Raw genomic sequence first — 13,060 nt, forward strand, 5'->3', positions numbered from 1 at the left:
TCGCCGACATGATTTAACATCTATTTTGCATAAAAAAGGTATTCATATGAATACCTTTTTTTCATCAATCCGAAATATAGTGATGCTTTATCTTAATAACCAATCATCTGAATCAGCCTCAATAAACCACTGATATACAAACAATCAAGACCAGAACAAGGATTTCGGGTCTTTTTCAACTTCACGAATTAATGCGGTTAAATCTTCACTCCGCCCCAAGAAAGGGTATGGCAACCAAGTGTTTCTATCATCCGGCACATAGAGTGCCCACACTCGCGCTTGCTGATCCCACTGAATCTTTGCCACTGGCGTAGAATAATCGCAATGACTGGAATCAAGCTTATAATGGTGTTTGAGAAATTTGACACCATCCACAATCGGCTCAAAGCATGATTTACCAATGCCAACCGGCAATCCCTGATTGCGATTTTGGCATAATAGCTCAGCTCGGTGTTCGATCTGACGTTGTAATAGGTTAACGACCGTCATCTATATCTCAATAAACCTCTGAATCAACTAAGATAAGCAACCATGACACATTTCCGGTTCTGACTGCATTGATCTCACGATGTACCGAGTATAAACCATTCCCCTCTTCAGGACGATACACAAAGCTGAATTCTGCCCCGTCACCTCAAGGAAAAGCTCATCAAGCATGACTTGCCCAAATACCTGACCAATATTTTCACCGCCACGGCTTTCAGGTGACTGTCTATACCCAAGTTGGAGCAATGTGTCGAAATGTCATATTCTCTTCCGACTCACTGACCATCAGTCACAAAAATGTCATCAAAATCTCATAATATCGAGGCTTTATTAGATAACGTGGAGTGGATTATGTTGCGGGTTGTTATCGGCCTATTTCTCAGTGTATGGGTCATGTCATCGCAGGTTGTTGCCAAAGAAATCAATGTATCTGGGTCAACCTCAGTCACGCGAATTATGGATGTTCTTGCTGAAGACTATAATAAATCGCATCCAGAAAGCTTTGTTGCTGTTCAAGGCGTGGGCTCAACTGCGGGAATTACTCTGTTGAAAAAAGGTGTTGCCGATATAGCAATGAGTTCCCGCTATCTGACTGAAGGTGAGCTGGAAGAAAATTTAGAAATACGACTCATCGCATATGACGGTTTAGCAATTGTCGTGAATCTCGCCAATCCGATCAAGAATCTGACCCGAGACCAGCTCTACAAAATTTATAAAGGTCAGATTACCAACTGGAAGACGTTGGGAGGAAATGATCAAAGAATTGCGGTCGTAACACGGGAAGCGTCATCCGGCTCCAGATTTAGTTTTGAAAGTCTGTTGGGATTAACCCGGGTCGTCAACAATCGTTTGGTCTCAGATATCAACCCAAGTAACCTTGTCGTCAACAGTAACAGCATGGTCAAAACATTAGTCAGTCATAATCCACGAGCCATTGGCTTCATTTCGACCGGCTCTGTTGATCAGTCAATTAAGGCCGTTCCATTTGAAGGCGTAGTGGCTTCGACGAAAACCATTTCTGATGGGTCGTATCAGCTTTCGAGACCATTTCTAGTCGTTGATTATTCTGATAAAGCCAATCAAGAAACCCAAGATTTTATCAAATACCTTCAATCGGATCGGGCACGGGAACTAATTCACAGCTATGGATATATTCCATCCATTCAATAAGCGATTGATGATTAGCATTAAATCTACATATTAATGATGTAAAAAGGACTGGCTGAGCCAGTCCTTTTCTTATGCTCGAGCACCACGCCATGATTAAGCGATAGGAGTCTCCTGCGGTGGTAAATCCTGCTGACGCAGTTTCTCGTTTTTCAGAGTCCGATGGAGTAGTTGACTGTATAGTGGCTCGCCACCGAGTAACTGAGCAAAAACAACCGCGCCCAATACAGTAATGATAAGCGGTAAAATCAAATAATAGTTATTGGTCATCTCAATCACCAATAAAATACCGGTAATCGGGGCTCGAACCGTTGCAGCAAATAATGCCCCCATCCCCGCAATTGCAAACATTCCCGGATCAAATGCCAGCTCAGGCAGAAAGTTATGGGAAATCAGCCCAAATGCATAGCCAAACAATGTCCCTAAAGCCAACATCGGGGCAAAAATACCACCGGGTGCACCAGAGCCAAAACAGAGCATCGTGGTTAAGATACGTCCCAAAAATAGCAGCATTAACAGACTCGCCGTGTAACCGCCATTGGTAATCACAGGAATAAGCGAGATGCCGCCACCGGTAAGATCAGGCAAATATAGCAACAAGATGCCGAAACACCCACCGAGAAAAGAACCGATCAGTAAATAACGCTTGCGATCATTACGGTGGATCTTGACAAAAACATCCTGAAAAAATGTCACCAGACGGTTGAAGAATACCCCGAAAATCCCAAATAGAATGCCCAGCAATAAAAAGAGCCACAATGCTTCGATTTCTGGTGCCTGATACTGAGGCATGGCAATCACGGCCGCCTGACCATTAATCATCCGAAATACAATATTGGCAAAAACAGAAGAGATGATCACCGCTTTAATCGAAATCAGCGTGTAACGAAACTGGGGACGCATCTCTTCAACCACAAACATGATCCCAGCCAGTGGTGCGTTAAATGCCGCAGATAACCCACCGGCAGCGCCTGCGGCCAATAACGAATGTCGGGCATCATCATTTTTAACCCGGAACAGACCCGAGATCATCCGTCCGATTGCACCACCCATCTGAACCGTCGGGCCTTCACGACCTAACACCATGCCGGAACCCAGCGCACCGAGCCCACCAAAGAATTTCACCGGCAGCACCCGCCACCAACGAACTTGCCGCATTCCGTCCATCGCCCCTTCAATTTCAGGAATCCCGGAACCTGCAGCTTCCGGTGCAAAACGGTGAACCAGAAAGTAACCGATAAAAGCTAAACTCGCACTAATTAAAAATGCCGCCAGCCAAAGTGGCAATAGATTACCAATTTCACTGATGAGCCAGCTCGTCCGTGTTTCTGAAACAAAATGAATGCCTAACTCAAAATAGGTTCCGGCCAAGCCAGATAAAATCCCGACAAGAATAGAAAGCAGCAAAACAGAGACCGGTGTCTTATCTTTTGAGAGAAACTGATTAATGGCGTCTTTAGGGACTTTGGCTAACAGGGAAGGTTTGAATCTCTCTTTAGATCTCATTGAGTTAAGGCCTCACAAATGAAAGTATCAGTATCAACGAGCGTGAATTATACGCATCCTTATCATCTTCTATAGTTGCAATAATGCAATGTTGTATTTCATATTTATACTCAAGTCACTTTCCAAATCCTACTTCATAAGCAAATTGAAAAAATGCCAGACCCTGATGATAACCACAGTTGCAGGTGAAAAACAAATTTGTGAACCACATAAAAAAACGGTACAACAAATGATCATCATACTTGAAATACCAGTATATCGGGCCATAATCAAAGTGTAAGGCAATTGAAATAATCTTAACCGGAGGAACAATTCAGTCTTACATACAATTTGGATCAAGGAATAGAACTCCTAAGACCATTCCCGCCATTAGCTGGTTCATACACAACCAGATCGCAAGCTCACGATATGAGTCGCGGGAAATAAGGCGCGCTTTTATAAGTGCGCCTTTTACATTTTATCCCCTCGTAGAATCTTTGTATACTGGCCTCCCGAACGTTCTTCAATTTGGAGTTGAAGTCATGACTCAACGAATTCCTGCCAATGTCATCACCGGATTTCTGGGAACAGGCAAAACCACGGCAATTCTGAATCTACTTAAAAATAAGCCGGCCGATCAAAATTGGGCTGTTTTAGTCAATGAATTTGGTGAAATCGGCATCGATGGTACCCTCTTGTCTCAACAAAACGCTTTGGTGAAAGAAGTTCCCGGTGGCTGTATGTGTTGTACTGCCGGTGTGCCGATGTCTGTTGGAATTACGGCATTGCTGCGACAAAAACCAGATCGGCTGCTGATTGAACCCACAGGACTGGGACACCCCCGGGAAATCGTATCAACACTGACCTCAGCACAATATCAACCCTACTTGGATATAAAAGCAACCATTGCGCTGGTCGACCCGCGAAATCTCAGCAATCGTAAATATACAACTCACCAAAACTTCAACGACCAATTGGCCTGTGCAGATGTCATCATCGGGAATAAAGTCGATCAATGTCATGCCAGTGATATCGACACATTCAACAACTGGCTCACCAACCAACAACCCGCCAAAATTTTTCATAAATTGACCCGGTTCGGTGATATTCCATTGGAAGTGTTAGATCTCCCGCGACGGGAAGATCCACAACCGGTATCCCCCCAATCCCATCATGAGCATCAGCATGGGCACGCTGAGCCGATCTTTCAGTTAGCCCCTGGTGAATCGTACCTGAGAAAAGAAAATCAGGGTGATGGCTACTACAGCTGTGGCTGGGTGTTCGGGGCCGAAATCCATTTCCCTTTTGATGCGCTGTTTTCATTATTCAGTGAGCTGACAGCAGAGCGGATCAAAGCGGTGATCAATACAGACCGTGGCTGCTATGCATTCAATGTCAATCATCACGTTGTTTCCGTACATGAGATATCACTGGATGGATTCGAGTCAAAAATAGAAGTGATTGATTCCCAATTAATGCCTTGGGATGAACTGGAGCAGATTCTGCTTGAACTCGGGTATCTGACTAAAAAATAACCAAACGCATGGTGTATCAACCTCCGTTTGTCGTCCATTAACTCGGATAACAATGTGGACGAAACAATAATGACAGCGTGATGCTGTCATTATGTTGAATGAATTGATGATGGATAAATCGCAGATGGATTAACGTTTGTTCCGTAAATAACGTTTACGCCGTTCCTCTTTATGCTTTGCTTTCTCCGCGGCTTTTCGGGTCGCTTCCAGTTCAGCATCAATCAGTTCCTGATGGATCATTTCCGGCCGTTCCAGCGTGATTGCCCCGATTGTGCCAGCTCGTAGTTCATGCAACAGAATCTCTGACGCTTTGTGCAAATCAATCCGGCCACCAGCCCGTAAAGCACCGCGTTTACGACCAATGGCTTCCATCCATTCGATATCCGATTGGGGATCGTCATCAATCTGATAACGCGCTTTCAATAAATCCGGATAAGCCTGAGCCAGATATTCAACGGTGTAAAACGCCACTTCATCATATTCCATCGCGGTATCTTTCACCGCGCCGGTTGCAGCAAGGCGGAAACCGGAATGGGGGTTTTCAACCTTGGGCCAGAGAATTCCCGGTGTATCGGATAAAACAATCCCATTTTGCAGATTGATCCGTTGCTGACGGCGTGTAACGGCTGGCTGATTGCCGGTCTGCGCAATCGTCCGGCCGGCCAAAGCATTAATAATCGTTGATTTACCAACATTGGGGATACCCATAATCATCGTACGAATATTCTTGCCGATTTCTTCCCGATGAGGTGCCAGTTTACGACACAGTTCCATGATCTGATTGACCTCCTGAGCATTCTGGGTCGTAATCGCCAACGCTTTTACGCCTTGCTCTTGCTCAAGATGCTCAATCCAGCTTGCCGTTGTGACGGGATCGGCCAAATCGCGTTTATTCAACACTTTCACACAAGGCTTGTCACCACGCAGTTCGGTAATCATGGGATTTTCGCTACTAAATGGAATACGGGCATCCAGCACTTCAATAATGACATCAATCTGGGGAATGACTTCTTCGATTTCCTTACGTGCTTTATGCATGTGTCCCGGAAACCATTGGATTGTATTATTAACCATTTGAAACGAACCTTTTCACCGATATCCGTTTGTTCTGTTTTCCCTGAATCAATGCACTTTTATGGCTTTCAGAGCATGGCAAACGGATGGGTTTGATAAAATGATGGCATTCTAACATGCTCTGTGTGAAATGGGAGATTGTTCTTTGATCATGCCACAATGGACGACTATCAGACAGGAAATTGCAGCCAACAGTTCTCAAGTTACCGTAATTGAGTATAACGCAGATAAAAAAGTGCCGCCTAAAGGTAGGGACGGCACAAGAGGTATAGCTATCGTTGAGATAGACTATTTTTTTGCAGATTGGAGATTTTCTGCCACATTTACAGACGAATCATGCGCTGCCGGAGAAACAGGCAAAACCTGACGAACATACTCTCCCGGAGCATCATCGAGGACCGGATAGTTATCACTGCCGATAGCAAATGGTTCAATTTTTTCCTTCGCACAGAAACCACACAGCCATTCATTCCAATGAGTCCACCATGAGCCTGCTTGACGTTGCGCATTTGCCAACCATTCATCGGCATTTTCTTCCTGCGCATCATTCAACCAGAAACCATATTTCTTTTTATCAGGATGATTGATAATACCGGCAATGTGACCCGATTCACCCAACACAAACGTTTTATTACCACCGGTTCTCATCGCACCGTCATAGGTTCCTTGCCATAACGCAATATGATCCTCTTTGGTTGAGATGAAATAGCTCGGAATCTTAATTTTATCCAGATCAATCCAAACACCACCGACTTTCACGCCTTTATTCTGAATCAGTTTGTTCTCCAGATAGAGTTCTCTGAGCAAGAAATTATGGCTCGCCGCTGTCACGTTAGTGCTGTCACTATTCCAGTACAACAGGTCAAAATCGACCGGATTAGACCCTTTCAGATAGTTATCGACATAGTAGTTCCAATAAAGATTATTCTCCCGCAGTAAGCTGAATGTCACACTGAGTGAACGACCATCCATATAACCACGAGATAAGTTTTGCATCTCAATCGCACTAATCACCGGATCATTGATATAAGCGCCAACTTCACCCGGCTGTGAGAAATCCAGCAAGGTCGTAAAGAAAGACGCAGATTTAATCCGTTTTTTCATCCGTTTCGCAGCATAATAAGCAATTGTAGTTGCCAGTAAAGTACCGCCAATACAATAACCGGCTGCATTAATCTGCTCCTGCCCGGTAATATCTTCCACGACAGAAACGGCTTTCACAACCCCATCAATAACATAATTTTCATACCCCAACTCGGCTTGTTCTTTGCCCGGATTTCGCCAAGACATCATAAAGACACTATGGCCTTGTTCCAGCAGCCAACGCACCATTGAGTTCTTTTCACGGAGGTCGAGAATGTAGTATTTGTTAATAAATGGCGGCACAATCAGCAACGGTGTGCTGTAAACTTGTTCAGTCAGCGGTGTGTACTGAATCAGCTCAAACAACTCGTTTCTGAAGACAATTTTGCCCGGTGTTGTTGCAACATTCTGACCGACTCGGAAGGCATTGTTATTGGTCATTCGAATTTTCAAAATATCGGCACTGGAGGCAACATCCTCTTTCAGTGCCTCCATACCATCAACCAAATTCTTTCCGTTAGATTCCAGTGTCAACTTCAGTAATTCCGGGTTTGTCGCGATAAAGTTGCTAGGCGACATTGCATTAATCGTCTGGCGTGAGAAGAAACGTAAACGCTCTTTCACTTTGTCATCCAAACCCTCAATGGCATCAATGGTGTCAAGATATGTTTTGCCAAATAATAAATAGGATTGCATGATAAAGTTAGACATGGCGTCATCTTTCCATGACTCATCCGCAAAGCGCTTATCACCATGCTCAGCTTCAATCAGCAAATCTTTATTGCCGGCAAGGGCTACATTTTGCCAAATTTCTAACTGTTTTTGCCACCACGCCATCTGAAGATCGAGCAAAGCCGCTGGTTGGTGGGCAGCCCTTTCAAAAAGTTTTGCAGTATCCTCAAAATTCACTTCCTGCATCGCTTTATTCAAGGGCGAACGAAAGACTTCCTGTTGCGTTTCAAAATCAGTCCACCATTTATGATTGGTTTCCTGAATTTTCATCAGGTAGTCCGAGAAGAAGTGTTGAATCATAACCTACTCCCTAGTTCAGAAAAAAGGCCGCCCGCAAAGGCGGCCAAAAGACACGGAGTTACGCAGGAGTGACTGTTGAAATGTTTTCTGAAGTTAATTTCTCAACATCATCTTTAAACTCTTTGGCAATCGCCTGAAGTTTATTACTGTCATCAACCATTTGTTGCGACAGTTTAGAAAGCGCACCCATTTGCTGAGTGTTAAAAGCAGTTAAAGAAGCAACATCTTTCACATCACTCGCAGCTTTCATCTGAGCAAGACCAATATCACTGTAAGTTTTCATTGAATTCAACTGAAGCTGAGTCAATACCTCAACGTTTTTAGTCAGTAATTTGTTGAATTTAAAATAAGGTTCTAATGTTTTTTCTGTTTGATCAGTAAATGACTTAAAGAAATCCGTATACATATGTTTTATCTCCAATTGTGGGTCAAATCTTCATTTTTATTTAGCCAACGGCTTTCACTATGACAGCAGTTCCCATTCCTCCGCCAATACATAATGATGCCACCCCATACTGGTCACCTCTCCGCTTCAATTCGTGGATAAGCGTCACCAATATACGGTTTCCAGATGCACCAAGTGGATGACCAAGTGCGATCGCTCCACCGTTTACATTCGCTTTTTGAAGAATTACTTCTTCAGAAACTGCATGTTCTTTTGATAAACCTTTGACAACGCCCAATGCCTGAGCCGCAAATGCTTCATTCAATTCCAGCAGATCCATTTCATCTAATGTTTTTCCTGCCCGTTTCAGTGCTTTCGCAACCGCAGGGACCGGACCGAGTCCCATCACTTTCGGGTCAACACCCGCTTGTGCATAGCTGACGACCTCAACCAGCGGTGTTAAGCCAAATTTCTTGACAGCGCTTTCAGAAGCAACGATCACGGCACTGGCACCATCATTTAAACCGGATGCATTCCCGGCGGTCACCGTACCTTCTTTCATAAAAGCGGGCCGTAGACGCGCTAAAAGTTCGATTGATGAGTCTGCTTTAGGATGCTCATCGGTATCGAACATGACGCTATCCCGCTTAATTTTCACTTCAATAGGTACGATCTCATCAACAAACTTTCCAGCTTTAATGGCGGCAACGGCTTTTTGTTGACTACTCAGTGCAAACTGGTCTTGTACTTCCCGGGAAATATCATATTCTTCGGCAATATTTTCTGCGGTACACCCCATATGATATTGATTGAATATATCAGTCAATCCATCACGAATTAATAAATCAACCAGGGTCATATCACCCATTTTATGACCGTCACGGATACTGCCCGATAAGGCATAAGGAATTTGAGACATCACCTCAACACCTGCGGCAACCACGACTTGAGCATCACCACTACGAATGTGGCTGACACCGTCCATCACCGATTTCATCCCACTCCCACAAACCATATTGATGTTATAAGCGGGAGTGGTTTCAGGAATACCGGCGAACAATGATGCCTGACGACCAATGCTCATGCCCTGCCCGGCACCAATGACATTCCCGACAATCACTTCATCAACAGCTTCGGGCGCGAGTGATGCGGCACTGAGTGCACCTTGAATGACCGCAGCGCCCAGATGTCCGGCATCCACATTTTTCAGGCTGCCACCAAACGAGCCGACAGGCGTGCGCTTTGCCGCAACAATAAATACTTTTTCCATGATTTTGCTCCCGATTAGCTCATGTATAATCCGCCGTTGACAGACAATGTGGCACCTGTGATATAGGCAGCACCATCACTCAATAAGAAGCTGACTGTCTGGGCGATTTCTTCGGGTTTGGCAAGACGTTTCATCGGTACTTGTCCGACGATAGATTCGAGGACTTCTGGCTTCATTTCTGCCACCATCGGCGTAGCTGTATATCCGGGGGCGATGACATTGACTGTCACACCAGAACGAGCGCCTTCGGCGGCTAAAGCTTTGCTAAAACCAATCATGCCGGCTTTTGCGGCAGAATAGTTTGTTTGACCAAATTGGCCTTTCAGACCATTGACTGACGAAATATTAATCACGCGACCATAGCCTTTATCGCACATCGCACCAAATAGAGGTTGAGTCACATTAAACACACTATTTAAATTTGTATCGATGACATCCTTCCAATGTTGCTCGGTCATTTTTTTAAATACGCCGTCTCGTGTAATACCAGCATTGTTAATGACGACATCGACACTTCCTTCCTCCTTAAGGAGCAATGCTAAACGTTCTGCACACTGCGCAGTATCGGTTACATCTAACTCAAGCAGACGAACCTGATCTTCAGTAAATCCTTTTTCATTAAACCAATCGATAGCACATTGATATGCCCCAGTATAATATGTTGCAACAACACGGAACCCTTCCGCGACGAGCTGACTAGAAATAGCAGAACCAATACCGCCCTTTGAGCCGGTAATCAAAGCGATTCTTTTCATTCAAGACTCCATCCTAAAATAATCAATTCAATATTTTTTCTAATGAAAGGTGTCAATGAGGAATGGACACCAACCGACGAATGTTAAAATAATGTAAAAACTTCAAAGCCTTTGAAATCAAATAAAATTATTTCCTTCACTATTTAAATTAATATAAGGATTCGACTTTTCAAATAAATGTAAGAATAAATTTTCCAACAATGATGAATGTCACAAAAAACTTAAATTTTATTGTATTAATTTAACAATAAAGTATAAGTCATTGTTTTTTATAAATATTAAATGAAGTTATTTTTAGGGGATTTACGAGGATGTACAGCACAATCAATGGGTTAAGCATGGAATAAAATAAATAACCAATGAAATAAAATCATCACAAATAGAAATTAATTTGTGATTTTTTATTCTGTATGGAATTATTCATATCGATATAAATAAAATATAACTCAATATTTATTTAATATTTCATTTACTAATAAAATATTTCCCCACTATCTGCGTCGAAATAAATTTTATCGATTGATTTCAAACCACCACAATAAATAAAATAGACATGTCGTTCTTGGTAACGAACAGAACGAACCCAACCTTTTAATTCGTCAAAATCCTCCGGTGAACACATTTTTTCATGAATTAACTGCTCGGTGATCTGTATAAATTTTTCTTTATAAATCGATAAATCGTCTGATTTGTTAATATAACTCATCAGAATTTCTTCTTTTTCTTCCTTAGAAATGACAGGAGCCTGCTCACTTAACTGATCCATCGCCACCCATTCTGCGATTTCCGGACCGCCTTGCTGATAGACAAAATATCTGGAAATCCGTCCCCAACCTTGCTTTTGCTCCAACACAGTGATCGGATCCCCTTTGTACAGATATCGTACAGGGAATGATTCTGGATCGGGGGCATTTCTGATCGCCAATTTATGCTCATTCACGTAAAAATGCGTATTGACTTTTACTTCAGCCATTTCATTAGGTTGCTCTGTCGAAGCGTTCGCCAATACTGGTTTTTTCTTCTTTGCCGGGCTTTGCGCGGCTACATCTTGTTCCGGCTTCATATAAAACAGATAGTACCCAGCACCAGCACCACCGATGCCCAGCAATAAGATCAAAATCATCAATACTTTTTTCATATAATCAGAGCCTCTTTGTATCTACATTGTTATCGGCAACGGCATGATTCACTTAACACTAACCTGCATCAAATCATCCGCATCGATTGTAGCGTATAAAAACGGGGGTAAAAACTACATGCCTTTATGTTGTGAGTTGCACCAAAACGAGTCGCACCAAAATCGCCCATTCAGGATAGTTCTATGCACCAATATATATCATCAGTAAGCAGCAATGCCTCTGAATCACTGCGCATAGAAGCACTTACTTGTTGGCTTGAAACTTGTACTGCTCACTACATTTGAAGTGAATTGCACATATATAGGGAGATAATAAAGATGCAAGAAACACTTACAGTTGTGCTTGCTGGTGGAATCGGCTCACGTCTTTCTCCATTAACGGATCACCGGGCAAAACCGGCTGTTCCTTTTGGGGGGAAATACCGCATCATTGATTTTACCCTGACCAACTGCCTGCATTCCGGCTTGAGGCGAATTTTAGTATTAACCCAGTATAAATCTCACTCTCTGCAGAAACATCTCCGGGATGGATGGTCTGTCTTTAACCCAGAACTGGGGGAGTATATAACCGCCGTCCCACCTCAGATGAGAAAAGGCGGCAAGTGGTATGAAGGGACTGCCGACGCTATTTTTCATAACCTGTGGCTGCTTTCGAGAAGCGACGCGAAATATGTCATTGTTCTATCCGGAGACCATATTTACAAGATGGACTATGCTGCAATGTTAGAAGAGCATATTGCCAATCAGGCAAAACTCACGATTGCTTGTATGGATGTTCCGCGGAACGAGGCAAGTGGATTCGGGGTTGTCTGTACCGATGACTGCGCAAGAATTACAGGGTTCATTGAAAAACCACTCGACCCACCGGCAATGATCACGCAACCAGAACGTAGTCTCGTGTCGATGGGCGTCTATATTTTCAATATGGATGTCCTGCAGGAAGCACTGGTTGATGATTCTGAACGAGAGCATTCGAGTCATGATTTTGGGAAAGATGTCATTCCCGAGCTAATTAAAACCAACGCAGTATTCGCTTATAACTTCTATGGTGACAAAGGGCGAGTCGCCAAAGATTGCTACTGGCGAGATGTCGGTACGCTCGACTCCTATTACGAAGCCAACATGGATTTGCTGGAGCCGCTCCCACCGATGAACATTTACCAGAAAGATTGGTCCATCCGCACCTATGAACCTCAGTTGCCACCGGCTCGAACCGTTTCATCAGCAACCGGAAATGAAGGTATCTTTATTAATTCCATGATCGCGAACGGGGTTGTCAATTCAGGTGGGTCAGTCCAGCATTCGATTATTTCTTCCAATGTACGGATTGATGACAGTGCCACCATTGTCGATAGCATTCTTTTCGATGATGTCGAAGTCGGAGAAGGATGCCAGTTGGTCAATTGCATCATTGATAAGCATGTTCGTATTCCCCCTTACACGCAAATCGGGGTTGATTCCGTTCAGGACAAAAAACGCTTCCATATATCAGAAAAGGGCATCGTTGTCGTGCCGGAAAGCTATCACTTCACCAATTAACCCCGCCTCCTTCCCAAGCATAAAAAAGTATCCACCGGCATAGCCGGTGGTTTTTCATATGCGCCTATAAGGCTCTCCTACTGGCTGCGCCCTAGCAGGCGCGTAGTGATC

General features: G+C 43.7%; 11 protein-coding genes. 3 read left to right on the forward strand and 8 right to left on the reverse strand.

Translation table 11 applies throughout. The features are described from left to right. Positions 1-144 precede the first annotated feature (144 nt). Entirely contained in the window at positions 145-489 is a 345-nt protein-coding gene (locus MKS89_RS18990; RefSeq protein ID WP_072962041.1) for a DUF3024 domain-containing protein, read from the reverse strand. A 348-nt stretch (positions 490-837) separates the two neighbouring features. On the opposite strand from MKS89_RS18990, the gene MKS89_RS18995 reads away from it, so the two are divergent. Continuing rightward, on the forward strand, positions 838-1,656 hold the full coding sequence (locus MKS89_RS18995) for a phosphate ABC transporter substrate-binding protein (RefSeq protein WP_072962044.1): 819 nt from the start codon (positions 838-840) through the stop codon (positions 1,654-1,656). Between the two features lie 93 nt (positions 1,657-1,749). Here the strand turns inward: MKS89_RS18995 and clcA are convergent, their stop codons facing one another. Beyond that, complete coding sequence (clcA, locus tag MKS89_RS19000) at positions 1,750-3,159, reverse strand: H(+)/Cl(-) exchange transporter ClcA (protein ID WP_072962046.1); 1,410 nt, start codon at positions 3,157-3,159, stop codon at positions 1,750-1,752. Between the two features lie 521 nt (positions 3,160-3,680). Between clcA and MKS89_RS19005 the strand changes: the two genes are divergently transcribed. Beyond that, positions 3,681-4,673: a CobW family GTP-binding protein gene (locus MKS89_RS19005; RefSeq protein WP_072962049.1), complete on the forward strand. Its 993-nt coding sequence runs from the start codon at positions 3,681-3,683 to the stop codon at positions 4,671-4,673. A gap of 129 nt (positions 4,674-4,802) precedes the next feature. Here MKS89_RS19005 and ylqF read toward each other — a convergent pair whose 3' ends face one another. From ylqF to MKS89_RS19035, 6 genes are all read right to left on the reverse strand, one after another. Next, complete coding sequence (gene ylqF / locus MKS89_RS19010) at positions 4,803-5,747, reverse strand: ribosome biogenesis GTPase YlqF (protein ID WP_072962052.1); 945 nt, start codon at positions 5,745-5,747, stop codon at positions 4,803-4,805. 288 nt (positions 5,748-6,035) lie between these two features. Continuing rightward, the gene (gene phaC, locus MKS89_RS19015) at positions 6,036-7,862 is read right to left on the reverse strand and encodes a class I poly(R)-hydroxyalkanoic acid synthase (RefSeq protein ID WP_072962055.1); all 1,827 of its coding nucleotides are present in this window, start codon (positions 7,860-7,862) and stop codon (positions 6,036-6,038) included. A 58-nt stretch (positions 7,863-7,920) separates the two neighbouring features. Continuing rightward, positions 7,921-8,268 carry a phasin family protein gene (locus MKS89_RS19020; RefSeq protein ID WP_021018717.1) on the reverse strand — a complete coding sequence of 116 codons (348 nt, stop codon included), beginning with the start codon at positions 8,266-8,268 and terminating at the stop codon, positions 7,921-7,923. Between the two features lie 40 nt (positions 8,269-8,308). Beyond that, entirely contained in the window at positions 8,309-9,517 is a 1,209-nt protein-coding gene (locus MKS89_RS19025; protein WP_072962058.1) for an acetyl-CoA C-acetyltransferase, read from the reverse strand. Between the two features lie 14 nt (positions 9,518-9,531). Next, positions 9,532-10,272 (reverse strand): SDR family oxidoreductase, encoded by a 741-nt coding sequence (locus MKS89_RS19030; protein WP_072962061.1) that lies wholly within the window; start codon positions 10,270-10,272, stop codon positions 9,532-9,534. A 472-nt stretch (positions 10,273-10,744) separates the two neighbouring features. Continuing rightward, positions 10,745-11,410, reverse strand: coding sequence for an SH3 domain-containing protein (locus tag MKS89_RS19035; protein WP_072962063.1), 666 nt, complete (start codon positions 11,408-11,410; stop codon positions 10,745-10,747). A gap of 318 nt (positions 11,411-11,728) precedes the next feature. Between MKS89_RS19035 and glgC the strand changes: the two genes are divergently transcribed. Beyond that, positions 11,729-12,949: a glucose-1-phosphate adenylyltransferase gene (gene glgC, locus MKS89_RS19040; RefSeq protein WP_072962066.1), complete on the forward strand. Its 1,221-nt coding sequence runs from the start codon at positions 11,729-11,731 to the stop codon at positions 12,947-12,949. Positions 12,950-13,060 lie beyond the last annotated feature (111 nt).

It is taken from the genome of Vibrio gazogenes, assembly GCF_023920225.1.
Classification (GTDB): domain Bacteria; phylum Pseudomonadota; class Gammaproteobacteria; order Enterobacterales; family Vibrionaceae; genus Vibrio; species Vibrio gazogenes.